We start from the raw sequence: 24653 nt of genomic DNA, 5'->3' as shown, positions 1-24653 counted from the left end.
CGGACCCCCCGAACATGGAATCGTCGTTCTCAGGAAGCCTGGCAGCAGCACCCGCCCGTCCGCAATTCGCCCGCCCAAAAACCCTGTCACTCCTCGTGGCGACGGCATTGGCGGCGGCTTACGCGGCCCTGCCATCCGCAGCCTGGGCCGACGGAGGACGCGGATCGACCACGACGTTCAACCAGCCAGGCGGCCTCGGCGGCGTGGACGGTGATGCAGCCTCCGCCACAGGCCAGATGGGCAATCCTCTGCCCGGTACGAACACCGGATCCGCGGGCGGCGGCGGCGCGATCGACCTGACGACGGGCAACGGTGGATCAGGCGGCGCACGCGGCATAGGCGCGCTGGGCACGCAAACGGCAGGCGGCACGGCCGGCAACACCGGCACGACCGGCGCCACGTATAACGCCGCGCAGACCGTCAGCAGCAACATCGCCGGCGGCAATGGCGGAGCCGGTTCCGCGAGCAATGCCGCGACCACCTTGGGCGGCGGTGGTGGCGGTGGCGTCGGCATCAGCACCAGCGCCGACCTCGTCATCACGGCGGGCACCATCACGGGCGGCAGAGGCTACACCGCATCGGGTGTCGGCAGCGGCGGGGGCGGCGTCGGCATCTTTTCCTCCGGGCACGTCACCGTGCAGGTCGGCGCCCGGGTGGCGGGCGGAGCCGGCGGCGGCACCGCGGCATTGGGTGGCGCCGGCGGCGGGGGTGGCATGGGCGTGCTGCTGACCACCGGCGGCAGTCTGGACAACGCCGGCACCATCGTCGGCGGTGCCGGCGGCACCGCCTCCACGACAGGACTGACCGGCGGCGGGGCCGGCGACGCGGGCGCCGGCGTGCAATTGACGTCCGCCGGCACCGTCACCAATGCCGGCGTGATTACCGGCGGCGTGGGTGGAAACGGCCCGGGCAATGGCGTGGGCAGCAGGGGCGGCGCCGGTGCGCGCTTCAGCGCCGGCGGCTCCCTGCTGAATACCGGCACCATCACCGGCGGTGCGGGCGGCGGCGCGGTGACCATAGGGGCGGGCGGCGCCGGTGGGGCCGGTGTGGCGCTGACCGCCGGTGGAACGGTAGTCAATCAAGGCCTGATCACAGGCGGTGTCGGCGGCAACTCCGTGTCGGGCACCGGCGGCCAGGGGGGCGCGGGCATCACCGGTCAGGACACTACCGTCATCAACGCCGGCACGATTTCCGGGGCGAACAGCGGCACGCCTGGAACGAGCACGCGGGCGGCCGCCGTGCAATTCACCGGCGGCATCAACGCCCTGGAGATCCAGGCGGGCGCGGTCTTCAATGGCAGCGTGCTGGCTTACAGCAGCGCCGATACACTGCGCCTGGGCGGCGCCACGGATGACACCTTCGATACGACCACCCTGGGTGCGTCGGGCAGCACCGCGCAGTATCAAGGTTTCGGCGCCTATGAAAAGACCGGCACCAGCACCTGGACACTGGCGGGCGTCCCGACGGTGGTCACGCCGTGGACCCTCACCAGTGGGACTTTGGCGATCAGCGACGATGCCAGCCTGGGGGCGACCAGCACCGCCTTGACCTTCAACGGCGGCACCTTGCAGAACACGGCTGCCATCACGACTGACCGCGCCGTGGTCTTGAACGCCGCGGGCGGCATCTTCCAGACCGATGCGGACTACACCAGCACTGGCATCATCTCCGGCTCCGGTGGCCTGACCAAGACCGGCGCGGCCACCTTGACGCTTGGTGGCGCGAATACCTACACCGGCGGCACCACCGTCACGGCAGGCACGCTGGCCATCAGCGCCAACGAAAACCTGGGCACCGCGCAGAGCAGCGTCGTCCTGAATGGTGGGACGTTGCAGATCACCACCGCGCTGTCCTTGAATCGGGACGTGGTACTGGGCGCCGCCGGCGGCACCTTGCGCACCGATGCGGACGTGACCAACGGCGGACAAATTTCGGGCGAGGGCGGTCTGACCAAGACCGGTGCGGGCACTTTGACCCTGACGGGTCCCATTACCTATCTGGGGACCACCACCATTGAGGAAGGCGTGTTGTTGTCGCCCGCGGCCAACCTGGGCAGCAATCCGATTACCAACGACGCCACCCTTGCCGTGCAGCAAGACACGGCTGGCCAATTGGATGGGGCCATCAACGGCACGGGCAACCTGATCAAGCTGGGCGCCGGGCGCCTGAACCTGACCGGCGGCGGCGATATGTCGGGGACGGCCTTTGTGCGGGCCGGGACCTTGTCCATCAACGGCAGCCTGGCCAACACGACCGTGGAAGTCGACTCGGGCGGCACTCTGGGCGGCAATGGCACGGTGGGCGCGATCACCGTGCGTGGTGGCGGCACGGTCGCGCCGGGCAACTCCGTCGGCACACTGCGCGCCAATGGCAATTACGTGCAGGAAACCGGCTCGACGTATGTCGTCGAACTGGAGGGCACGTCTTCGGATCGCATCGTCGTCGCCGGCACGGCCACGGTGCAGTCTGGCGCGATCCTGACGCCGGTCAACGATGCAACGGGAACGTCCGGCTCGCTCTTCAAGGTAGGTACCCGGTACACGGTCTTGAGCGCGGCTGGAGGGCTGACCGGCACCTACACCTTGACCCAGACGCCGCTGACCGCTTTCCTGGGCTTGACCGACACCTACGACGCGAACAACGCCTACCTGACCGTGACGCAGGTACGCAATCCCGCCGACGTTGCCAACACACCCAACCAGGGCGCTACCGCGAACGGCTCGGGGGGAACCGCGGTGTCGGACCCCTTGCTGAATTCGGCCACGGACGATGCGGCGCGCGCGCTGCTGGACCAGCTGTCCGGCGCGGCCTTGGCGTCGGCCAAGGGTGCCCTGATCTATGACAGCCGCTATTCGCGCGACCTGGCCATCGATCGCTTGCGCGCGGCGTTCTGCACGGCGGGCGCGGGGGCGGCGCGCGGTGACGGCAGTGGTGGCAGTAGTGGCGGTGGCTTGGGCGCCGCCGACCGCTCCGGCCAGGCGGCTGACTGCGGTAACGGCAATGCGGCGGGCCGCGTCGCCTGGGGTCAGACCTGGGGCGGATGGGGCCACACCAACGGCAACCGCAACGCCGGCGGCATCGATCGCGACTCGGCGGGTTTCGTGGTGGGCGTGGACGTGCCGGTAGGGACATGGCGCGTGGGCGGCCTGACCGGCTACAGCCATGGCCGCTACAAGGTCGAGGACCAGAACGCCCGCAGCGAAAGCGACGACTTCCACCTGGGCGTCTATGGCGGCACCCAATGGGGTGCGCTGGCCCTGCGCCTGGGAGGCGTCTATACCTTCCATGACATCGACTCCGGCCGCGACGTCAATGTGGCGACGGTGGGCGGGCGCATGAAGGCGAACTACAACGCCAACACGGCGCAGGCTTTCGGCGAACTGGGCTATCAGCTCAAGGCAGGGCCGGTAGCCATGGAGCCCTTCGTCAACCTTGCCTATGTGAATCTGCATACCAACGGCTTCGATGAGCGCGGCGGCGCCGCGGCCTTGAGCAGCCGTTCCGATAACACGTCGACGACGTTTTCCACGCTGGGCTTGCGCGCCTCGTCCGACCTGCGTCTGGGCAAGGCCGACGCGACGTTGCGGGGCCTGGTGGGCTGGCGGCGGGCTTATGGCGATGTCACGCCCAAGTCCACCGTGTCCTTCGCCGGCGGGTCCGCGTTCACGGTCAGCGGCGTGCCGATCGGCAAGGACGCGGCGGTAATCGGCGCCGGCCTGGACGTGCACCTGACCTCGCGTATCACCGCGGGTGTGGCCTTCGATGGCCAGTTCGGCAACGGCGCCAGCGACCGCACGGTAAGCGGCACGCTAAGGGTGATTTTCTAAGCGGCTGAAGGAGCAGGGCCGCGCGGGCAGCGTGTTGCCGGCGCGGCCCTGCTTATCGCCGCGCGGGGTTCACAGCACGGCGATGCGCTTGCGTTCGATCAGGTCGAAATCGATCCTGGCGCCCAGGCCCGGCGCGTCGGGGGCGCGCACATAGCCGTCGGCATCGGGCTCGATGTCTTCCTCCATGCCGTACTTCTGCGCGCCGCCAGGAAGCAGGACTTCGAAGAACTCGGTGTTCTTCAAGGCCATCGCCACGTGCAGCTGGGCCAGGTTGTTGAGCGAGTTGCCGCCGTGGTGGATTTCGTAGTTCATGCGGAAGGCTTCGGCCAGGTGCGCCGTCTTCAGCATATTGGTGATGCCGCCCTTGTTCGGCACGTCGCCGCGCAGGAAATCGGTGGCGCTCTGCTGGATCCAGGGCACGTAGGAATCGAGGCCGGCGGCCGGCGCTTCCGTGGCCATGATGGGAATGTGCAACTGCTGCTTGAGCTTCACGTAGTTGTAGAGATCCGAATCGTGCAAAGGATCTTCGTACCAGTAATAGTTGAGATCCTCGATGGCGCGGCCCACGCGCACGGCTTCGGGATATTGATACGCCCAGGCGGCGTCCAGCATCAACAGGTAGTCGTCGCCGACGGCGCGACGCACGGCCTGGCACACGCGGATGTCTTCCTGCCAGGGATGCGGCGGGTGGATCTTGTACGCGGCCCAGTTGCGCGACTGGTACAGCAAGGCTTCTTCCGCGTATTCCTCGACCGAGTCGAGGATCATGGAGCTGGCGTAGGCCTTGATCTTGTCGCGGAAGCCGCCGATCAGGCGGTGCACCGGCAAGCCCGCCGCCTTGCCGGCGATGTCCCACAGCGCGACGTCGCAGGCGCCGATGGTGCGCACATTGGACGTGCGCACGCGGCGCCACATGGCCTGGAACAGGCGTTCACGGTCGAGCGGATCCTGGCCCATCAGGATGGGCTTCAGATACTTGATGATGTTGGCACCGTCCATGTCGGCCGGCCAGTAGGCCGAGCCCAGGAAGGCGTGGCCGGTGATGCCTTCGTCGGTCTGGATCGCCAGCAGGGCGAGCTTGCTGGAACCGGCGAACTTGCCGGTGTGGGCCGCATAGCTGGTCGGCGGGATGTCGTCCCAGGCGAAGAGGGTGAGGGTGATGTTATCGATTTTCATGAGGACCCCTCAAGCCTTGGGACTGTTTTTCTCAGTGTGCAGGCGCATGCCTTCCTGGATGCCGGGACGGGCGGCCATACGGTCGCCCCAGGCGGCGAGGGCAGGGAAGTCGGTGGCAGGCAAGGCGTCGCGGCGCAAGGCGTAGTTGGGATACAGCATGAAGTCGGCGAAGCTCAGGGGGCCGGCCAGATAGTCATGGCCGCGCGCCTGCTGGTCGCGCAGCTGTTTCTCGGCAATGCCGAAGTAGCGCAGGAAACGCTTGCGGAACAGTTCGATGGTGCTGGGGACTTTCTCCGGCGCGACGTTCTCCACCTGGTTGATGGCGGCGCTGGTGCCGGCGATGTCGCTGGCGGCCTGCATGCACCATTGCATGGCGCGGGCAAAGTCGGCGGGATCGGCGGGAAGGTGGCGGCCGGCTTTCTGGCAGGCGTACAGCACGATGGCGCCGGACTGCGCCAGCATCAGCGGCTGACCGCCAGGGCCGTCGGGATCGACGATGGCCGGGATCTGGCTGGCGGGATTGATGCGCAGGTATTCCGGGGTTTTATGGGCGCCGGCGCCAAGGTCTATCGGAATGACCCGATGAGGCAAGCCGCATTCGGCCATCGCGATGGTGGCGCGCAGGCCGTTGGTGGTGCGCCAGGCGTAGACATCTATCATTGCTTGCTTCTCCTGCTGAAACTGTCGTTAGGGCTGGATGAGGGCAGGCCTGGCCCTTGGGCCAGGTCCGCATGTATCACTCGACGTGTACCTTCGCGGTCTTGATCAAGGCGGCCCAGTCGGTCGACTCCTTGTCGAGCCATTGCTTGTAGGCATCGGCTGACTGGTCCACCGGCGCGACCATCATCTTGCGCAAGGTGGCCTGGGTGTCCGGCTGGCGCATGAAGGCGACGACGGCGGCGTTGATGGCGGCGACGGTCTTGGGCGGCGTGTTGGGCGGCGCGAACAGGCCTTGCGAGATCATCGACGTGAAACCCGGCACGCCGGATTCGCTGATGGTGGGCACGTCGGGCGCATCGGCCGAACGCTCGGGCGTGGCGATGGCCAGCGCGCGCAGCTTGCCGGCATGCAGCAGCTCCAGCACTGATGGCAGGCCCGTGAACACCATGTCCAGGTGGCCGCCGGCGGTGTCGGTGATGGCGGGGCCGCTACCCTTGTAGGGAACGTGTACCAGCTTGATCTTGGCATCCTGCATCAATTTTTCAGCGGTCAGGTGGGTGATGCTGCCCGTGCCCGCCGACCCGATGGTCAAGGTGCCCGGCGACTTGCGCGCCGCCGCCAGCACATCCTGGAAGGTCTTGAAGCGTGAATTGGCGCCGACCACCAGGACATTGCCGAACATCGCCAGATTGGCCACGGGCACCAGGTCGCTGCGTTTGTATTGCAGGTTGGGGTAGAGCGCCGGAATGATGGTGTACACGGCGGAATCGGCCACCAGCAGCATCTTGTCTTCGGGCCGGGAGCGAATCACGGTCTCGGTGCCGATGATGCCGCCCGCGCCGGCGCGGTTTTCGACGATGACGTTCTCGTTGAGCGCCTTGCCCAATCCCGGCGCGACCAGCCGCGCGAACAGATCCGAACCACCGCCCGGATTGAAGGGCACCACCACCCGCATGGGATTGCCGACCTGAGCCTGCGCGAGCGGGGCCGTGATGGCCGAGAGGGCTGTCAGGCCGGACATACCGAGCGCCAGACAAGTGGCGCGCAACAGTTTATTCATCATCGATTGTCTCCTTGGTTTTTATAAGCACTGCGAAATGGCATGCATCGCTCGCCGAAGCGAACGCCGGATTCGTCGAGCGAATCCGATTCCTTGGGACTGCCAGGCCTTGCGGCCCCGGGACGTGGCTGGCGCTCCATGACGGCCAGCCGCGCCCCAAAAACGAATGTGAAAACTGCGCGAATGTGAAAACTGCGGGCAGGGCAGTGGGTCGCGCAATCGCATGACACGATGCGGTCGACGATGCAGCTACCGTTGGTAACGCGGGGGGGGGCTCAACGGCCCGTTTGCGGGGGTACCGAGGTCTCCGTGGGTATTATGTTTTGGGCTAAATTACATCATTGTTAAGTTGTAAGGCAACTAGTGTTTTCGCCCGCTCATGGGTGACGGCGCGAGGGATATACTGGCCCCCAAAAACACCGCCATGAAGAAAGCTCGCAACGAAATCTCCCAAGCAGGCGCTGATCGCGCCATCGTCGGAACGGCTGACATCCAGCGCGTCGCCGAGCCGCCGCGGCCGGCTGAAGGCTTCCGCACGGCCGAACGGCCGCCGCGTCTGGCCGACCAGCTCTATGACCAGCTGCTGCAACAGATCACGCAGGGCAAATACCCCGAAGAAAGCAGGCTGCCTTCGGAGTTCGATCTCTGCGCTGCCTTCGGTGTCTCCAGGCCGGTGGTGCGCGAAGCGCTGTTCCGTTTGCAGACCGACGGCATCGTCGTGTCCCAGCGCGGCGCGGGGTCCTACGTCCGGCGCCGGCCCAGTCCCGAGCTGGTTCGCCTGGCGCCGATAGGGGGCCTGGCCGAGCTGGTGCGGTGCATGGAATTGCGCCGCGCCATCGAAGGTGATGCGGCCTATATGGCGGCCTTGCGCCGCAACGACGATGACCTGGACGCGATGGCGTCCGCGCTGAATGACATGCAGCGTGCGCTGGACGATCGCCAGGTTGGCAACGAGGCGGACTTCCGCTTCCACCAGGCCGTCGCGCTGGCCTGCCGCAACGATCTGTTCGTCACGGCGCTGCAGTCGCTGGCGACTCAGATCTTCGACTACATGCGGGTCATGCGCAGCCTGGCGCTGGCCAGCGAAGCGAGCCGCGGCCGCCAGGTGCAGCGTGAGCACGAGCGCATTTTTCTGGCGATCAAGAACGAGAAACCGGACGAAGCGCGCGATGCCATGCGAGAGCACATCAATAATTCACGTATGCGCACGCTGGACGAGACCTTCGCGCCCTGATTCAGCTGCTGATAATTCTCATTATCAAAAATCTTTTGGGATTTTCATCCGCATGCGGCGCTGTATACAGTCCTATTTACTGGGACGGTATACCATTATTAATCCGCCGATTTGTATTTTTCAGAATACAAAGATTGGATGGGACCGCATGAAACAAGGCTCCCAGAATGACGCGGGAACTATCTTCGTAAATTTTCCACGTTGATTTACTCATCGTTACTCAGCAAATATTCAGCTTGGCGATTACGTGGCAATTACGTGGCAATTTTCCTCTGCCGTTAGAAAAGCGTTAATATTCCGTCGCGATCGATTAATGAATTGCCGATTGTTCTCGTAGTGCTTTTGTTCGTTTTGCTGTTTTGGCGGTGCACCCTCCGGGTCGCCCACGTAGCTGTATAGGTGCGTTTTTAGCAAGGCATGGCTGCGGTACAGGGGTGGGGACATGGGCTCAGATCCATGTGCAGTTCTGGAAGCGATCTCGCGTTTTTTCTCAAATCATCAGGGTTCTGATGCGAGGCGATACCGAGTTGCCGTCTCGCGTCAGTGTCCTGGACACTAGCGAAAACATCCATGTCCAATGACGATCAAGAACCGCGGCGCAAGTTTTTGCGCCAGGTGATTTCCATCGTTCCAGCATCGACGCTGGCAACGGGCGCGGCGCTCACGCAGACGGCCTGTAGCAGCGGCACGTCGACCACGACGGCCGCCAGCACCAACACCTCCTACGACCCCCGTTACTTCACCGCGGATGAATGGAAATTCCTCCACGCGGCCGTGGATCGCCTGATCCCCGCCGACGAACTGGGTCCGGGCGCCGTGGCAGCACAAGTGCCGGTCTTCCTCGACAAGCAGATGGAACTGCCTTATGGCCACGGCAAGCTGTGGTACATGCAGGGTCCTTTCCATACTGATCAAACCCCGGAAATGGGTTATCAGCTGAGCCTGGCGCCGCGCGACATCTATCGCCTGGGCATCGCGGCGTGCGATGCCTATTGCAAGAAGCAGTTCAACAAGATCTTCGCCGATCTGGATCATGCGCAGCAGGAAGCGGTGTTGGGCGATATGGAGCACAACAAGGTCAAGTTCGACCAGGTGCCCGCCAACACCTTCTTCGGCTACCTGCTGAAGAACACCAAGGAAGGTTTCCTTTCCGATCCCATCCACGGCGGCAACGTCGACATGGTGGGTTGGAAGCTGATGGGCTTCCCTGGCGCCCGTGCCGACTTCGCCGACTGGGCCGATCGCCCCGGTGAAAAGTACCCGTACGGGCCTGTCTCGATCTCCGGACGCCGAGGTTAATTCATGGCAATCAAGAAAGATAAAGTCGACGTCGTCATCATCGGCCTCGGCTGGACCGGGTCCATCCTGGCGCAGGAACTGACCAGCGAAGGTCTGAACGTCGTGGCGCTGGAACGCGGCGCGATGCGCGATACCCCGACCGATGCGCAGTACCCCAAGGTCATCGACGAACTGGAATACGTCACGCGTGGCAAGCTGTTCCAGGAACTGAGCAAGGAAACCGTCACGATCCGCCACAGCCCGAGCGATCTGGCCGTGCCGTATCGTCAGAACGGTTCGTTCCTGCTGGGCAACGGCGTCGGCGGCGCCGGCTTCCACTGGAACGGCATGCACTATCGCATGCTGCCGGAAGAACTGGAGCTGCGCTCGCACTACGAGCAGCGCTACGGCAAGAAGTTCATCCCCGAGAACATGACCATCCAGGACTTCGGTGTCACGTACAACGAACTGGAAGAGCATTTCGACATGGGCGAACGCCTGATGGGTACGTCCGGCAAGGCCGGCAACCTGAATGGCAAGATCGTCGAAGGCGGCAACCCCCTGGAAGGCGCCCGCACTCGCGAATTCCCGAACCCGCCGCTGGTCAATACGCTGGGCGCGCAGCTGTTCGAGAAGGCCGCCAAGGAAGTTGGCTTCCACCCGTATCCGGCCCCCGCGGCCAATGCGTCGAAGCCGTACACCAACATCTACGGCGTGCGTCTGGGCCCCTGTAACTTCTGCGGCTTCTGCGAAGACTTCGGCTGCTATATGTACTCGAAGGCGTCGCCGCAGACGACCATCCTGCCGGTGCTGCTGAAGAAGGAAAACTTCGAAGTTCGCCCGCTGTCCTACGTGACCCGCATCAATCTGGACTCCGACAAGAAGAAGGCCACTGGCGTGACCTATGTCGACGCCCAGGGTCGCGAGACGGAACAGCCCGCGGACCTCGTGATCTCGGCCGCCTACCAGATGCACAACGTGCGTCTGTTGCTGCTGTCGGGTATCGGCAAGCCCTACGATCCCAAGACCGGTGACGGCGTGGTCGGCAAGAACTACGCCTACCAGATGAACGGTTCGATCAGCGTGCTGCTGCCCAAGGGCACGACCCTGAACCCCTTCATCGGCACGGGCGCCGGCGGCGTCGGCATGGACGACCTCAACGGCGGCCAGTTCGACCACGGCAAGCTCGGCTTCCTGGGCGGCGCCAGCATTCGCCACGTGCGTTACGGTGGCCGTCCCATCGGGCAGACGCCCACGCCTCCGGGCACGCCCGCCTGGGGCAGCAAGTGGAAGGCCGGCGTGCAGGATGCCTATCAGCGCCACATGTCCATCGGTATCTCGGGCTCGGTGATGTCGTATCGCGACGCCTACCTGGACCTGGATCCCACGTACAAGGACTCGCATGGCCTGCCGCTGCTGCGCATGACCTTCGACTGGCACGACAATGAGTACGACATGCTCGGCCATCTGGGCGATCGCATGGAAGAAGTCGGCAAGGCGATGAAGCCGGAGAAGGTGATCCGCGGTATCCGCAAGAAGGGTCAGCACTACGACACGCGCGTCTATCAATCGACCCACACCACCGGCGGCGCCATCATGGGCACGAATCCGTCGAACAGCGTGGTCAACAAATATTTGCAGAGCTGGGACGTGTCCAACCTGTTCGTGCTGGGTGCTTCGGCATTCCCGCAGAACATGGGCTACAACCCCACGGGCGCGGTCGTCGCGCTGGCTTACCACGCGGTCAAGGCAATCAAGGAGCAATACCTGAAGTCGCCCGGCCCGCTGGTGCAGGCTTGATCAGGGGAATCGACATGCTGAATCGTTACGCTATCGCTACCCTGGTCCTGGCTACCGCCACCACCATGGCGTGGGCCCAGTCCTCGACCCAGTCCGCCGCGCCGTCGGCGCCCGCCACCGCACCGAAGCCGTCCACGGCGCCGGCCGCGGGCGCGGCTGCCGGCCAGGCGGGTTCGGAAGATCAACAACTCATCGCCCGCGGCGCCTATCTGGCCAAGCTGGGTGACTGCGTGGCCTGCCACACGGCGGAGAAGGGCAAGCCCTTCGCCGGCGGCCTGGGTTTCGACACCCCGGTGGGCAAGATCTTCTCGACCAACATCACGCCGGACAAGGACACCGGCATCGGCAACTTCACGCTGGAAGACTTCGACAATGCCGTGCGTCATGGCATCGGCAAGGACGGGTCGACGCTGTATCCCGCCATGCCGTACCCGAACTACGCCAAGATCCGTCCGTCGGACATCAAGGCGCTGTACGCGTACTTCATGAAGGGCGTGGAGCCGGTCAAGCAGGCCAACAAGGACTCGGACATCACGTGGCCGCTGTCCATGCGCTGGCCGCTGTCGATCTGGCGTCATGTGTATGCGCCTGACGTCGTGTCCGACGACGCCTCGTCCGACAAGGACGCGGTGCTGCGCGGCAAGTACCTGGTCGAAGGCCTGGGCCACTGCTCGGCGTGCCACACGCCGCGCGGCGTGGGCTATCAGGAAAAGACCCTGTCGGATCAGGACACCGCCTATCTGTCGGGCGGCGTCATCGATCACTACCTGGCCAAGAACCTGCGCGGTGACATCACCGACGGTCTGGGCAAGTGGACCGAAGCCGACATCGTCGCGTTCCTGAAGAGCGGCCGCAACGACCATACCGCCGCCTTCGGCGGCATGGCCGACGTGGTTGAAAACAGCCTGCAGCACGCCAGCGACGAGGACCTGACGGCCATCGCCAAGTACCTGAAGACGCTCAAGCCCGTCGATGCCAACGCCAAGGCGCAGGCTTACGACGACACGGCGTACAAGGCCTTGATCTCGGGCTCGAACCGCAGCAATGGCGCACTGACCTTCGTGGACAACTGCATGGCCTGCCACCGCGCGTCGGGCAAGGGCTACGAGCAGACGTTCCCGGTGTTGGCGCAGAACTCGGCGGTCAACTCGGCCGATCCCACGTCGCTGATCTCCATCGTCCTGCGCGGTGGCGAGATGCCGTGGACCAAGGCCGCGCCGACGCACTACGGCATGCCCGCTTTCGACGATCGCCTGACCAATCAGGACATCGCCGACGTGCTGACCTTCGTGCGTACCAGCTGGGGCAACCAGGCGCCCGCCGTTACCGTCGATCAAGTCGCCAAGATCCGCAAGGATTCGGGCGCCGCGCCGGAACCCAAGCGTTAAGTAACAAGGCAGGACGCCAGCCCGCGCGGCTGGTGGCCCGTCCCGGATGTTGAGTATTGGGACGGGCACCAAAAACGGACATCTTCGGATGTCCGTTTTTTTGTTAACTTTCAGAATTTATTCAGCTTAGTTTTGTTAAATTTTGTCTCAATTACAACAATTGAGAAGCGATTGTGCATGTCCCGAACATGGCGGGCGTAGCCGGCGCGCAGGGTGTCTGGAGGAAGCCAGCATGGGCTGGTGGCGGCAAATATTGGGATTGAAGGCAGGGCGCCGGCCTACGGCGCCAGCGCCGACGCCGGCATCGCCTGACATGGCAGCCCCTGCCGTGGCGCCGGAAGTCGAAGAAACAGGCGTGGCTGCCGGCATGGCTCCGGAGACATTGCGCCTGCTCGAATCCACGGCCGCCGCGCGCGCGGCCTGCTACGGCCTGCTGGGCAACGTGGCGCCGGATGTCCTGGCCCCGCTGCTGAATCCCGGGTTGACCGGCGGGCCGGCGTGGCCGTCGCTGCGTCAGGCGTGGAACGTCGTCCAGCGGCAGGATTCGACGCTGTTGATCAGCAATGGCTTGAGCGACCCCTTCGATCCGCCTCGTTCGATCGAGGGCTTGCTGGGCTACGGCGTGGAGGTCTACGCCGAAGTGCGGGGGCACCCCATGCAGGATCTGGCGCGGTCCTGGCTTTTCGACCTGATCTACCAGGTCAGCCAGAACGTGGCGCACCATGGCCAGTTCGGCGCCTTGATCGCCCGCCACGGGGTGGTGTCCATGTTGCTGGAGGTCAAGGGCCTGCCCGCGGAATGGCTGTCGCCGGAAGGCATGGCCGGACTGTTGATCGGCTTGCCCGCGGTGTCGGTGCCGGCGGGTTTCTCCACGGCGCAGGGGACCGTCAGGCTGTTGCCGGTGACCTTGCTGCATCCCCGCGAGGTGGCGTTCCTGGAAAGCAGCGACGATGTGCTGGGTAACCGGCGCGCGCTGGTCGACCGGCTCTCAGCCTTGCCGGACGGGCACGTCAACGATCTGCGCCGTGCGCCCCTCAGTGATCTTTGATCCTGATATTCGCCCCTGATCTCTGACCCGCCCGCGGATCAACCCTTGCGCGTCAGCGCCGCGTACGTGTCCTTCACCATCGCTTGCAGCGTCGGCAGCAGGCGGTTGGCCAGATCCTCGCGATAACCGTAGGGTTCGGTCTCGTCCATGTACACGCACTGGGCCATTTCCAGCTGCACCACGTGTACGCCTTCCTGCGGACGGCCATAGTGGCGCGTGATGTGGCCGCCCTTGAAGCGGTCATCGATCACCCAGCTGTACGGACCCGCGGCGGCCGCTGCCTGGGCCGCGTCACGCAGGGCCGGTCCACATGCCGCGCCGCTGAAGGTGCCGATGTTCAGGTCGGGCAGGCGGCCCTCGAACAGGTAGGGCAGTTCGCTGGCGATGGAATGCGCCTCCCACATCAGCACGTGCCCATGCTGCTGGCGCAGGCGTTGCAGTTCCGCGCTCAAGGTGTCGTGGTACGGCTTCCAGTAATCGCGCACCCGTTGCGCGGTCTCGGCGTCACCGGGGACATCGGCGGGGTCCAGATAGACCGGTTCGCCATGGAAGGTCGCCACGGGGCAGAGGGTCGTGGTGGTCTGGCCCGGATAAAGAGCCGCGCCGTCACTGGGCCGATTCACGTCGATCACATAGCGCGAGTAATTGGCCCGCACGAACGACGCGCCCATCTGCCGCGCGAAATCGTACAGACGCGACAGATGCCAGTCGGTGTCGGCCAGCTTGCGCGCGGCCGGCGTCATGCGGCGCGCATAGTCCTCGGGCAGGTATTCGCCGCCGTGCGGAATGGAGATGAGCAGCGGAATGCTGCCTTGTTCAAGACTGACGATGGGCTGGGTCATGGTTGTCGCTCGATAAGAATGCGGATTTAACGAAGGGCCTGGCGCGGCTGGCGGCGGCGCTCCCATACCTCGGGCTGCACCATATGCGGCGGCCGCTGGCCGGAAAGCACGGCGATGATCTGGTCGGCGCACTGGCTGGCCGTGGCCTGCAGCGCCTCCTGGGCGGACCCGGCCACGTGCGGCGTCAACACGACATTGGGCAGGCCGGCCACGATGGCGCCGGCGGGCAGGGGCTCGGTCTCGAAGACGTCCAGCCCCGCGCCGAACAGATGGCCTTCGCGCAAGGCAGCGGCCAGCGCAGCCTCGTCGATCAGGCCGCCGCGCGACGTATTGATGACGATGGCGCCGCGCTTCATGCGGCGCAGCGCGGTGGCGTCCAGCGTGTGGCGCGTGTCCGGGCGCAAGGGGCGATGCAGCGATACCACGTCCGCCACGACCAACAGTTCGTCCAGGCTGGCGGCCCGGCGGGCGCCGGCCGGCAAGGTTTCGTCGGCGGGCAGGCTGGGCGACCACACCACCACCTGCATGCCCAGCGCCTGCGTGACCATGTCGCACAGGATGCGGCCAGTGCGGCCCAGGCCGATGATGCCCAGCGTCTTGCCGCACAGCGACACCATCGGCTGCTCGTACTTGAAACGCCAGTGACCCTTGCGGGTGGCGGCATCGGCCTGCACGGCCTGGCGCGCGGTGGCAAGCATCAGCATCAGCGCGTGTTCGGCCACCGACTGCACATTGGCCGACGGGGTGTAGACCACGGGAATGCCGATGTCGGTGGCGTGGGCCACGGCGATCTTGTCGGTGCCGGTGCCGTGATTGGCGATCACGCAAAGATGCGGCGCCATGTCGATCAGATCCGCCGGCAGGCTGTCGCGCACCAGCACGGCGTCGGCTTGCGCGATGACCTGGCGCAGGTCGTCCAGCGTGGTGCCGGGCGGTTCGATGACCTCCATGCCGGCGTCCCGCATGCGTTGCGGTCCGCTGGGATGGACGGGTTGGGCGATGACGCAGGTGGGCATTGCTGTATTTCCTTTCTTGCTCGAATGTTCTGTTCTTCAGCCTGCTTGCGGCAATCCCGCGCGTGCGGCCAGCACCCGCGCCAGCGTGCGCGTGGCCGCCGTGAAATCCGCCATGTCCATCGCTTCGTCGGGATTGTGGCTGCCATTGGCATTGCGCACGAACAGCATCGCGCTGGGCACGCCCTGGTTGGCGAACGTCGCGCTGTCGTGGCCCGCGCCGCTGGGCATGTCGCGCACGCTGGTGCCGGTGGCGGCCGCCGCGTCATGCAGGGCCTGACGCAGGGCGCTGTCCATGATGGCCGGTTGGCTGCCGGACGACTCGCCCCACTCGAAGCTGACGCCTTGCGCGGCGGCGATAGTGTCCGCGGTTTCATGCAGGCGCTCGTCCATCAGGCGCAAGGTCGCGGTGTCGCGGGAGCGGATGTCGACGGTGAACGACACCTGGCCCGGCACCTTGCTGAAATCCGCCTGCTTGGGATCGGTGTAGACCTGGCCGAAGGTGAGCGTCAGTTCATGGCCGGCGCTCTCCAGCTCGGCCCAGACATCCTGCAGCCGGTCGATCAAGGCCGCCAGGGCGACCACCGCATCGGCGCGGTGGCCGCGCGGCGTGGCGCCCGAGTGGGCATAGCGGCCGAGCACTTGCGCCGCGCGATAACGGTGGCTGCCGCAGATGCCGGTGACCACGCCTGACGCGACGCCGGCGCCGATCAGCACCGGGCCCTGTTCGATATGCAGTTCGACGAAGCAGTCCAGGTCCTTGGCCTGCAGCCTGGCTGCGCCCGCGGCTACCTGTTCCGGCTGGCCGCCGCATTCCCGTATGTGCTCTGCCAGGCTACGCTGAGTATCGGGCCGCAGCGCCTGCAGATCCTGCGCCTTGAGCAGGCCGAAGGCGGCTTTGCTGCCGACATAGGAAACCGGGAACCAGGCGCTTTCCTCGGCACGGATGCCCATGACGACGACATCGCGCTGCGGCGTCAGGCCGGCGCGCACCCAGCCCGCCAGCACCGCCATGCCGGCCACCACGCCGGCCGCGCCGTCGTAGTTGCCGCCGCGCGGCACCGAGTCCAGATGCGAGCCGGTGACGACAGCGGGCAGGTCGCGGCGCTGGCCGGGCAAGGTCATGTAGAGATTCAAGGCCGCGTCGCGGGTGACTTCCAGGCCGAGCAGGCGGGCGCATTCCGCCAGGGTCGCGTGGGCGGCCTGTTCGCCGGCGCCGTAGGTGTCGCGGGTGATACCCACGCCGTCGTGGCTCTGGGCGCGCAGTTGCTCGAACAGGCGCTCGGCGAGAGGGATGTAGGGCTCTGTCATGCTTGTGCGACCGCCTCGGCGGTGATGGCCGCCGCCGGGTCCCAGTCGCGGCCGGGCATGGCCGCGATGAGCTGGCGCGTGTAGGGGTCTTGCGGGTTGTCGAAGATCTGCGCGGGCGGGCCTTGTTCGACCACGCGGCCGCGATGCATCACCAGCAGGTGATCGCAGATCTGCGCCGCCACGCGCAGGTCGTGGGTGATGAAGATCAAGGCCAGTTGCAGGCGTTCCTGCACGTCCTTGAGCAGCTTCAATACCTGCGCCTGCACGGAGACGTCCAGCGCCGACACCGACTCGTCGGCGACGATCAGCTGCGGCTCCATGGCCAGGGCGCGGGCGATGCCGATACGCTGGCGCTGTCCGCCGGAGAACTCGACGGGATAGCGGTCGAAGGCGGAGGGGTTCAGTTCCACCAGCTTCAGCAACTCGCGCGCGCGTTCTTCGGCATGCTTGCGGGAAACGCCGTTGGCCAGGGGGCCATCGCAAAGAATGCGGCCCACGGTCTGACGGGGATTCAAGGACGCGAAGGGATCCTGGAAAATCATCTGGATCTTGCTGCGTTGCGGCCGGAACTGGGTTTCCGACAGCGGCGCGATGTCCTGGCCCTCGAACAGCATCTGGCCGCCGTCGATGTCCAGCAGCTTGAGCAGGCATTTACCTATGGTCGACTTGCCCGAGCCCGACTCACCGACGATGCCTACCGTCTGGCCGCGGCCGACGCTGAAGCTGACATCGTTGACCGCGTGCACGACGCGCTTCTTCTGGAACATGCCGCCGCCGGAGGCATAGATCTTGTTGAGCTTGTTCACCTGCAACACCGGCCGCGGGCCGGCGCCGCGGCGCTCTTCGCCGCTGGCATGCTGGCTGGGCACGGCGGCGATCAGGCGGCGGGTATAGGGATGGCGCGGATGGTTGAGCACCTGGTCGGCGGGGCCTTCCTCGACCAGGATGCCTTTCTCCATGACCGCCACCCGATCGGCGATCTCGGCGACCACGCCGAAGTCGTGGGTGACGAACATCACGCCCATGCCTTTCTGTTTCTGGATGCGGGCGATCAGGGCCAGGATCTGCGCCTGTGTGGTCACGTCCAGCGCGGTGGTCGGTTCGTCGGCGATCAGCAGGCGGGGCTCCAGCGCCAGGGCCATGGCGATCATCACCCGCTGGCGCTGCCCGCCCGACAGGCGGAAAGGCCAGGAATGGCGCAGGGTGGCCGGGTCGGGCAGGCCGACGAATTCCAGCAGCTCCAGCACGCGCTTCTCGCGCGATTCGGCGTTGCCGACGTTGTGGACCCGCATGACTTCGTCGATCTGGTCGCCGACCGTCAGCAGGGGGTTCAGCGCCGACAGCGGCTCCTGGAAGATCATGGCCATCTCGCGGCCACGCATGCCGCGCAGGGTGTCTTCGTCCAGCTTCAACAGGTCGCGGCCATCGAACAGGATTTCGCCGCCTTGCGGGCGAAGATAGTCCGGCAACAGGCCCATGATGGCGTTGGCGCTCATCGACTTGCCCGAGCCGGACTCGCCGACGATGCACAGGATCTCGCCGGCGCGGATGTCGAAGGAGATGTTCTGGACGGCATGCGGCCGGTCGCCGCCGCGCGGCAGCGCGATGGTCAGATCGCGGATGGAAAGCAGCGGCGCGGCGTTGGTGGTGGAGTCATTCATGGCTTCAGGCTCCACGTTTGCGCAGTTGAGGATTGAGGGCGTCGTTCAAGCCCTCGCCGATCAGGTTGATCGCGAGCACGGTGAGCATGATCGCCAGGCCCGGCCACAGGCTCATCAGCGGCGCTTCGCGCAGCATCGTACGGGCGGCGCCGATCATGAAACCCCAGCTCATCAGGTTGCGGTCGCCCAGGCCCATGAAGGACAGCGCCGATTCCGTCAGGATGGACGTGGCCGTCATCAAGGACGCGGTGACGATGATGGGCGACGCCGCGTTGGGCAGGATCTGGGTAAGGATGATGCGCAAGGGACGCTGGCCTATCACCACCGCGGCCTGCACGAATTCACGGGTGCGCAGGGTCATGAATTCCGAGCGGACCAGGCGTGCCACGGGTGGCCAGGACACGATGGCGATCGCGCCGACGATGGACACCAGATTGGGTTTGAAAATGGCGACCAGCACCATGGCCATCGCCAGCTGCGGGATGGTCTGGAAGAACTCGGTCAGGCGCATCAGGATGTCGTCCAGACGGCCGCCGAAATAGCCGGCCAGGGCGCCCACCAGAATGCCGATGAAAACCGCGACGGCGGTGGAGATGACACCGATCAGCAAGGAAACCCGGGCCCCGTAGGCCAGGCCCGCGCCGATGTCGCGGCCCAGCATGTCGGTGCCCAGCGGGTAGGACGGGTCGGAGAAGGGCGCCAGCAGCGGCGACGCGACCATCATCCAGGGCGACTCCTCGTAGAACAGGGGCGCGAGCAGGCCGGTCAGGATGACGAGGAGCAGGATGACGACACCCGCGGTGGCGCCCCGGTGGGCGCAGAAACGTTTGACGAAGGCTTTCATGAATCAGCTTCCCTGGATGCGGGGATCGACGAAGCGGTAGATCAGATCGGTGATCAGGTTGAAGACCACCACCATGGTCGACGTGACCAGGAACACGCCCAGCAGCAACTGGTAGTCGCGCGCGGTGAGCGCGTCGAACATCAGGCGGCCGATGCCGGGCCAGCCGAATACGGTTTCCGTCAGTACGGCGCCGCCGGCCATTTGGCCCAGCTGGATGCCGGCGAGGGTGATCACGGGCAGCAGGGCGTTTCGCAGCGCATGGCGGCGGATGATCTGCTGCACGGGCACGCCCTTGGCGCGCGCCGTCTTGATGAAGTCCATGCCCAGCACTTCCAGCATGGACGCGCGGGTCAGACGCGCATAGATGGCCATGAAGAAGCAGCCCAGCGAGATCGTGGGCAAAACCAGGTGCGTGGCGATATCGCCGACGCGGGCCCAGCCCGTCAAGGTCGACGCCACGGTTTCCATGCCGAACGGCGGCAGCCAGCCCAAGGTCAGGGAAAAGAAGATCACGGCCAGCAGCGCCAGCCAGAATTGCGGCGTGGCATAGATGAGGAGCGCGCCGCTCATGATGGTGCTGTCGAGCCAGCGGCGTCTCCCTTCATAGCGCGCGCGGGCCGCGATGACCCCCGCCAGCATGCCCAGGGCGACCGAGAACAGGAAGGCGCAGCCCATCAGCAGCAGGGTGGCCGGCAGGCGGTCGAGGATCAGGTTCAGCACCGGCACGCGTTCGCGGTAGGAGAAGCCGAGATCCAGATGGGTGATGCCCTTGAGATAGATGCCGAGTTGCACGTAGACAGGCTTGTCCAGGCCGAACTCGCGGCGCAGCTGTTCCACGTAGGCGGGATCGGAGGCGCCGGCTTCGCCGGCCATCACCGACGCGGGGTCGCCGGGCGCCATGCGGATCAGCAGGAAATTCAGGATCACCACGCCGAGCACGACGATGATGGCTTTACTCAGCCGGGAGGCGAAATACGACAGGGTCTTCAAAGCGTCGGCTCCAAAGCGTTCAGACAGAAACGGGGCAACGCCACGGCCATGAAGCGCGTGGCCGTGGCGTTGCCGACAGACGGAGGAGCGGCTTATTTGTCGATGTAGACGTCGGCGAAGGTGTCGTTCAAGCCGATCGCCGTGGTCACCAGGTTATGCACCTTGGCGCGGTACAGCGACGGGTTCTCGATTTCGAACAGATAGCCGTTGGCCACCTGGTCCACCAGGATCTTCTGCACCTGATCGTAGGCCTGCTTGCGGTCCGCGTCGGACGTGGCCGTGGCGCCCTTGTCCCACAGGGCGTCGGCTTCGGCGTTCTGGTAGCCCACGTTGTTGACGAAGGCCGAGCCCTTGACGATGTTGCGGGTCAGGAACAGGCGCGACACGCCCAGGGCCGGATCGCCGTACTGCGACGTGAAGCTGAAGGTCAGGTCGAAGTCGAAGTCGGACACGCGCTTGGACCACGTACCGGCGTCGGCGGCTTCCATGTCGACGTTGAAACCGATCTGCTGCAGGGCCTGGCGGGTGTATTCACCCAGGCGGTCCCACGCCGCGCCGTAGGGATAGGCGAGGATCTTCACGGGCGTCTTCGACACGTCCACGCCGGATTCCTTGATCAGGGCGCGAGCCTTCTTGATGTCGTAGGGGTACTGGGTAACGTCGGCGCTGTAGAAGGGGGTCTTCGACGAAATGGGGCCGGTCGAGACCTTGCCCAGGCCGAAGAAGATGTTGTCGACGATGAATTTGCGGTTCAGCGCGTACATCACCGCCTGGCGCACCTTGACGTTGTCGAACGGCGGCTTGCGCTGGTTCATCTGCACGTAGGCCTGCTGCGAGAACATTTCCCAGCCGTTGGTGGTGTAGTCCACGTTGGGCAGCGCCTTCAGGCGCTTGATGTCGACGTTGTCGACGTCGCCGCTGCGCAGCACGTCCACGTCGCCGCGCTCGAACGCCACGGCGCGCGAGGCCGAGTCGGGGATCACGCTGAAGACGATGCCGTCCAGGTAGGGCTTGCCCTTCTGCCAGTAGTTGGGATTGCGCACCAGCTCGATGACCGAACCCTTGCTCCAGCTCTTGAACATGAAGGGGCCGGTGCCGATGGGCTTCTGGTTGTTGGGATTGTTCAGGTAGTCGGTGCCATCGTAAAGATGCTTCGGCACGATGGGCATGTTGTCGCTGACGAAGGACTTGAGGAAGGGCGCGAAGGGCGACTTCAGCTTGATCTCGACCTTGTCCGGAGCCAGCGCGGTGACCGATTCGACGAACTGGTTGATGATGACGCGGGCACGCGGGTGGACCGCGCGCAGGAATTTGTCGATGCTGAAGACCACGTCGTCGGCGCTGAAGGGCTTGCCGTCATGCCAGGTCACGCCTTGCTGCAGGTCGAAGGTATAGGTCTTGCCGTCTTCCGACACATGCCAGGCGCGCGCCAGGCCGGGTTGCGGCTTGAGGTCGGGCGACCACGTCAGCAGGCTTTCGTAGATCTTGCCGGCCACGTATTGCGTGGGGATCTGCTGGTTCAAGCCCAGCATCAGCAGCGGCGGTTCCGGCTGCACGATGGCGCGCAAGGTGCCGCCGTGGGTCTGGGCCTGGGCGCCGGTGGTGCCGGCGACAGCCAGCATCGCGGCCAGCGCGGCGGACAGCAGGGGGCCCTTGACGCGGCTGAGGGCCGAGGGCTTGTTGGTCGAGGTGGAAGACATGCAGGTCACTCCTAGGCTAGGCGGTATTGCGGCGACACTGAGGGCGGCTGTTACAGGGTCGGAACGCGTTCAAGAAAAAAAGACTCCCCGGGGCCGTGTGGCGACACGGCCGTTGCGTGGGGGTGTTGCGTCTGGATGGGCGGCCACGTCTCCCCTTGAGTACGGGACCGCTATCCGGGTGGACGGTGGGCTACACCGTCTTTACTTCAATTCCTTCTGCTTGCAGGGCGGCGCGGATGTCGCGGGCAAACACCGCGGCGCCCGGCTGGTCACCGTGGATGCACAGCGTGTCGGCCTTGATCGGCACATCCTTGCCCGACAGGGCGCGCACCACGCCATCCTTGACCATGCGCTTGACCTGCGCGATGGCCTGATCGACATCCTCGATCATGGCGTGCGGCTGCGAGCGCGGCGTCAAGGTGCCGTCGTCCTGATACGTGCGGTCGGCGTAGACCTCGTAGATCGCGGTCAGTCCGCGGTCCAGCGTGGCTTTGGCGATGGGGGCGTTGGCGACGTAGATGGGTAGCGAAGCATCGACGTCGGCCACCGCGCGGGCCACGGCATCGGCCAGGGCCGGATCGCGCGCGGTCATGTTGTAGAGCGCGCCATGCGTCTTCACGTGATGCAGCTTGCCCCCTTGGGCGCGGGCCACGGCCTGCAGGGCGCCAACCTGGTAGACCACCAGGGCATAGACCTCGTCGGCCGTCATGGCCATGACGCGGCGGCCGAAGCCTTGCAGGTCCGGCAGCCCCGGATGCGCGCCGATGGCGACGTTGTGCTTGATGGCGGAGCGGACGGTGGCCAGCATCACGTCGGGGTCGCCGGCATGGAAGCCGCAAGCGATATTGGCGGCGGTGATGTGGGGCATCAGCTCGCTGTCCTGGCCCATGACCCAGGCGCCGAAGCTCTCACCCATGTCACAGTTGATGTCGATGGAAGGCATGTCGCTCACTCCTGGCTTTGCGTTGGTTCGATGGTGGAAGGGCCGCGCGCGTGCAGGACACGCGTGGCCGCTGTCTGGATTTCTTGCAGCCGGTCATCGGCGGCGCGCCATGCCAGCTCGGCATCGGCTTGCGCGATGGCCTTGAAATGCAGCGCGTCGCCCGGCATGGCCTGCGCAAGCGGCGGCAGGTCGGCGCTGGCGACATAAGCGATCTTGGGATAGCCGCCGGCGCTCTGGCGGTCGGCCATCAGCACGATGGGCTGGCCATCGGGCGGGACCTGGATGGTGCCGAATGCCGTGGCTTCGGAGATCAGTTCCAGCGGCGCGGTCAGCTTCAAAGGCTCGCCGCTCAGGCGCGCGCCCATGCGGTCGGATTGCTGCGTGACGGTATAGGAACGGGTCGTCAGCTGATCCTGGGCGGCCGCGGTGAAGGCGGGCCAGTGGGGGCCGGGGATGAAGCGGATGGGGGCGGTTGGGGCGGTGTCGTCGTCTTCGTGGTCGCCGTTGCCGCGCCAGTGCGGGGGCGTGACGTCCACTTGCTCCGCCAGCACGATGGGCATGCCGCTTTGGACCATCAGCTTCTCGATGGGTAGTACCGGCAGGTCGCGCGACATGCGGCCGACCAGGACCCGGTCGGCGCGTTTGAGCGCGCGGCCCGCATGGCCGCCGAAACCCGCGCGGATATTGGTGCTGCGGCTGCCGAGCACCGGTTCGGGCGCGAAGCCGCCGCGCACGGCCAGGTACAGGCGGGCGCCTTGCAGCCGTTCTCCTACGTCGAGCACGGTGCCGCGGCGCAGCAGCACCGCGCGGTCTTGCGGGATGGCCTGACCATTGGCGGTGATACGCATGCGCGCGCCGCAGAGGGCGACCAGGGTGTTGTCGGCGAAGTGCAGGCGCGGGCCGGTGACCGTGCATTCGAGCACGGCGGCGTCCTCTTCATTGCCTACGAGGGCATTGGCCAGGCGATGGGCCCATTCGTCCATCGGACCGTTCACCGAGACACCATACTGCTGGTGGCCCAGGCGGCCGGTGTCCTGCAGGGTGCTGAGCATGCCGGGGCGTTCGACGGTCATCACATTCATGGCCGTGGCTCCAGCAGGTCAGCGAATTCCGTGGGCGAAATCGGCTTGAAGCGCAGTTGATCGCCCAGGCGCAGCCGCGTGGGCGGCTGGGCGGTCACGTCGAACAGGTTCCAGGGCGTGCGGGCGATGACGTTCCAGCCACCCGGCGACGCGCTTTGGTAGATGGAAGACAGGCCGTTGGCGATGGCCACCGAACCCGCTTCCACGCGCGTGCGCGGCGATGAGCGGCGCTTCACGTTCAAGCGGGGATCGAGCGGACCGGCGAAGGGGTTGCCCGGCGAGAAGAAGAAAGCGTAGAGCGTCAGCGGCGTGCCACTGTGCAAGGCGATCACTTCCTGGGGCGTCAGGCCGCAACGCTCGGCCACGTCGTCCAGGTCGGGCCCGAAGTCGCCGCCATAGCAGGCGGGGATCTCCACCACACGGCCTTCGACGGCGACGTCCGGCAGGTCCTGGCGCAGCAGGGCTTCGATGCAGCGCGTCAGGTGGACGCTGGGTAAATCGCCCACGCGCGGGCAGCGCGAGGGTTGGTAATGGACGGCGACGGTGGTGAAGGCCGGGACCACCTCGACGATGGCGGCCAGGGACGCGTCATCGGCGGCGGCCGCGTTGATCAGCGCCGTGACCGCGTGCACCGCCCGGTTGGTGGCCAGGTCGACCGTATCGCCAAGGCGGATCAGCAGGCAGCGGTCGCCGACCGGTTCGATGCGCGCGCGCGCCAGGATGCCGGCGCTTTGCTCGATGGACGTCGCGTCGGTTTCCAGCAGGGCGGCGTCGGCTGAAGGATTCAAGATAGGAC

The 24653-nt window shown here is 65.7% G+C and carries 19 protein-coding genes; 6 read left to right on the top strand and 13 right to left on the bottom strand.

The window, feature by feature from the left end:
- Positions 1–14: 14 nt before the first annotated feature.
- On the top strand, positions 15–3827 hold the full coding sequence (locus ASB57_RS08290) for an autotransporter domain-containing protein (RefSeq protein ID WP_082621452.1): 3813 nt from the start codon (positions 15–17) through the stop codon (positions 3825–3827).
- 69 nt (positions 3828–3896) lie between these two features.
- On the opposite strand, the gene ASB57_RS08285 is transcribed toward ASB57_RS08290, so the two are convergent.
- From ASB57_RS08285 to ASB57_RS08275, 3 genes are all read right to left on the bottom strand, one after another.
- Positions 3897–5003, bottom strand: coding sequence for an enolase C-terminal domain-like protein (locus ASB57_RS08285; protein WP_057651800.1), 1107 nt, complete (start codon positions 5001–5003; stop codon positions 3897–3899).
- Between the two features lie 9 nt (positions 5004–5012).
- Positions 5013–5663 (bottom strand): glutathione S-transferase family protein, encoded by a 651-nt coding sequence (locus tag ASB57_RS08280; RefSeq protein WP_057651799.1) that lies wholly within the window; start codon positions 5661–5663, stop codon positions 5013–5015.
- Positions 5664–5739: 76 nt separating this feature from the next.
- Positions 5740–6726: a tripartite tricarboxylate transporter substrate binding protein gene (locus tag ASB57_RS08275; protein WP_057651798.1), complete on the bottom strand. Its 987-nt coding sequence runs from the start codon at positions 6724–6726 to the stop codon at positions 5740–5742.
- Between the two features lie 421 nt (positions 6727–7147).
- Between ASB57_RS08275 and ASB57_RS08270 the strand changes: the two genes are divergently transcribed.
- The 5 genes from ASB57_RS08270 to ASB57_RS08250 all read left to right on the top strand — a co-directional run bounded on the left by ASB57_RS08270 (position 7148) and on the right by ASB57_RS08250 (position 13471).
- On the top strand, positions 7148–7957 hold the full coding sequence (locus ASB57_RS08270) for a FadR/GntR family transcriptional regulator (RefSeq protein ID WP_197425001.1): 810 nt from the start codon (positions 7148–7150) through the stop codon (positions 7955–7957).
- Positions 7958–8527: 570 nt separating this feature from the next.
- The gene (locus tag ASB57_RS08265) at positions 8528–9256 is read left to right on the top strand and encodes a gluconate 2-dehydrogenase subunit 3 family protein (protein ID WP_057651796.1); all 729 of its coding nucleotides are present in this window, start codon (positions 8528–8530) and stop codon (positions 9254–9256) included.
- 3 nt (positions 9257–9259) lie between these two features.
- Positions 9260–11035 carry a GMC family oxidoreductase gene (locus ASB57_RS08260; RefSeq protein ID WP_057651795.1) on the top strand — a complete coding sequence of 592 codons (1776 nt, stop codon included), beginning with the start codon at positions 9260–9262 and terminating at the stop codon, positions 11033–11035.
- A gap of 14 nt (positions 11036–11049) precedes the next feature.
- Complete coding sequence (locus tag ASB57_RS08255; protein ID WP_057651794.1) at positions 11050–12423, top strand: cytochrome c; 1374 nt, start codon at positions 11050–11052, stop codon at positions 12421–12423.
- Positions 12424–12736: 313 nt separating this feature from the next.
- Complete coding sequence (locus ASB57_RS08250; protein ID WP_057651793.1) at positions 12737–13471, top strand: hypothetical protein; 735 nt, start codon at positions 12737–12739, stop codon at positions 13469–13471.
- A gap of 38 nt (positions 13472–13509) precedes the next feature.
- On the opposite strand, the gene hutG is transcribed toward ASB57_RS08250, so the two are convergent.
- From hutG to pxpB, 10 genes are all read right to left on the bottom strand, one after another.
- Positions 13510–14313, bottom strand: coding sequence for an N-formylglutamate deformylase (hutG, locus tag ASB57_RS08245; protein ID WP_057651792.1), 804 nt, complete (start codon positions 14311–14313; stop codon positions 13510–13512).
- A gap of 26 nt (positions 14314–14339) precedes the next feature.
- Positions 14340–15329 (bottom strand): hydroxyacid dehydrogenase, encoded by a 990-nt coding sequence (locus tag ASB57_RS08240; RefSeq protein WP_057651791.1) that lies wholly within the window; start codon positions 15327–15329, stop codon positions 14340–14342.
- A 36-nt stretch (positions 15330–15365) separates the two neighbouring features.
- The gene (locus tag ASB57_RS08235; protein WP_057651790.1) at positions 15366–16637 is read right to left on the bottom strand and encodes a Zn-dependent hydrolase; all 1272 of its coding nucleotides are present in this window, start codon (positions 16635–16637) and stop codon (positions 15366–15368) included.
- The gene (locus ASB57_RS08230; RefSeq protein WP_057651789.1) at positions 16634–18298 is read right to left on the bottom strand and encodes an ABC transporter ATP-binding protein; all 1665 of its coding nucleotides are present in this window, start codon (positions 18296–18298) and stop codon (positions 16634–16636) included. The genes ASB57_RS08235 and ASB57_RS08230 overlap by 4 nt, the downstream gene beginning before the upstream one ends.
- A 4-nt stretch (positions 18299–18302) precedes the next feature.
- Positions 18303–19142 carry an ABC transporter permease gene (locus tag ASB57_RS08225; RefSeq protein WP_057651788.1) on the bottom strand — a complete coding sequence of 280 codons (840 nt, stop codon included), beginning with the start codon at positions 19140–19142 and terminating at the stop codon, positions 18303–18305.
- Positions 19143–19145: 3 nt separating this feature from the next.
- Positions 19146–20132, bottom strand: coding sequence for an ABC transporter permease (locus ASB57_RS08220; RefSeq protein ID WP_057651787.1), 987 nt, complete (start codon positions 20130–20132; stop codon positions 19146–19148).
- A gap of 92 nt (positions 20133–20224) precedes the next feature.
- On the bottom strand, positions 20225–21832 hold the full coding sequence (locus ASB57_RS08215) for an ABC transporter substrate-binding protein (protein ID WP_057651786.1): 1608 nt from the start codon (positions 21830–21832) through the stop codon (positions 20225–20227).
- Between the two features lie 190 nt (positions 21833–22022).
- Positions 22023–22775 (bottom strand): LamB/YcsF family protein, encoded by a 753-nt coding sequence (locus ASB57_RS08210; RefSeq protein WP_057651785.1) that lies wholly within the window; start codon positions 22773–22775, stop codon positions 22023–22025.
- 5 nt (positions 22776–22780) lie between these two features.
- Positions 22781–23857: a biotin-dependent carboxyltransferase family protein gene (locus ASB57_RS08205; RefSeq protein ID WP_057651784.1), complete on the bottom strand. Its 1077-nt coding sequence runs from the start codon at positions 23855–23857 to the stop codon at positions 22781–22783.
- Positions 23854–24645, bottom strand: a complete 792-nt coding sequence (gene pxpB / locus ASB57_RS08200) for a 5-oxoprolinase subunit PxpB (protein ID WP_231755366.1) — start codon at positions 24643–24645, stop codon at positions 23854–23856. The genes ASB57_RS08205 and pxpB overlap by 4 nt, the downstream gene beginning before the upstream one ends.
- Positions 24646–24653 lie beyond the last annotated feature (8 nt).

The sequence above is a fragment of the Bordetella sp. N genome (genome assembly GCF_001433395.1).
GTDB lineage: Bacteria > Pseudomonadota > Gammaproteobacteria > Burkholderiales > Burkholderiaceae_B > Bordetella_C.
The sequence above is the reverse complement of the archived record's forward strand: the minus strand, read 5'-3'. Positions and strand labels throughout refer to the sequence as shown.

Coding starts and splice junctions, on each gene's coding strand:
- ASB57_RS08205 (WP_057651784.1), bottom strand. CDS start 23,857: ATGAATGTGATGACCGTCGAACGCCCCGGCATGCTCAGCACCCTGCAG.
- ASB57_RS08280 (WP_057651799.1), bottom strand. CDS start 5,663: ATGATAGATGTCTACGCCTGGCGCACCACCAACGGCCTGCGCGCCACC.
- ASB57_RS08290 (WP_082621452.1), top strand. CDS start 15: ATGGAATCGTCGTTCTCAGGAAGCCTGGCAGCAGCACCCGCCCGTCCG.
- ASB57_RS08235 (WP_057651790.1), bottom strand. CDS start 16,637: ATGACAGAGCCCTACATCCCTCTCGCCGAGCGCCTGTTCGAGCAACTG.
- ASB57_RS08260 (WP_057651795.1), top strand. CDS start 9,260: ATGGCAATCAAGAAAGATAAAGTCGACGTCGTCATCATCGGCCTCGGC.
- ASB57_RS08225 (WP_057651788.1), bottom strand. CDS start 19,142: ATGAAAGCCTTCGTCAAACGTTTCTGCGCCCACCGGGGCGCCACCGCG.
- ASB57_RS08210 (WP_057651785.1), bottom strand. CDS start 22,775: ATGCCTTCCATCGACATCAACTGTGACATGGGTGAGAGCTTCGGCGCC.
- ASB57_RS08230 (WP_057651789.1), bottom strand. CDS start 18,298: ATGAATGACTCCACCACCAACGCCGCGCCGCTGCTTTCCATCCGCGAT.
- ASB57_RS08275 (WP_057651798.1), bottom strand. CDS start 6,726: ATGATGAATAAACTGTTGCGCGCCACTTGTCTGGCGCTCGGTATGTCC.
- ASB57_RS08270 (WP_197425001.1), top strand. CDS start 7,148: ATGAAGAAAGCTCGCAACGAAATCTCCCAAGCAGGCGCTGATCGCGCC.
- ASB57_RS08215 (WP_057651786.1), bottom strand. CDS start 21,832: ATGTCTTCCACCTCGACCAACAAGCCCTCGGCCCTCAGCCGCGTCAAG.
- ASB57_RS08285 (WP_057651800.1), bottom strand. CDS start 5,003: ATGAAAATCGATAACATCACCCTCACCCTCTTCGCCTGGGACGACATC.
- ASB57_RS08240 (WP_057651791.1), bottom strand. CDS start 15,329: ATGCCCACCTGCGTCATCGCCCAACCCGTCCATCCCAGCGGACCGCAA.
- ASB57_RS08255 (WP_057651794.1), top strand. CDS start 11,050: ATGCTGAATCGTTACGCTATCGCTACCCTGGTCCTGGCTACCGCCACC.
- ASB57_RS08265 (WP_057651796.1), top strand. CDS start 8,528: ATGTCCAATGACGATCAAGAACCGCGGCGCAAGTTTTTGCGCCAGGTG.
- hutG (WP_057651792.1), bottom strand. CDS start 14,313: ATGACCCAGCCCATCGTCAGTCTTGAACAAGGCAGCATTCCGCTGCTC.
- ASB57_RS08250 (WP_057651793.1), top strand. CDS start 12,737: ATGGCAGCCCCTGCCGTGGCGCCGGAAGTCGAAGAAACAGGCGTGGCT.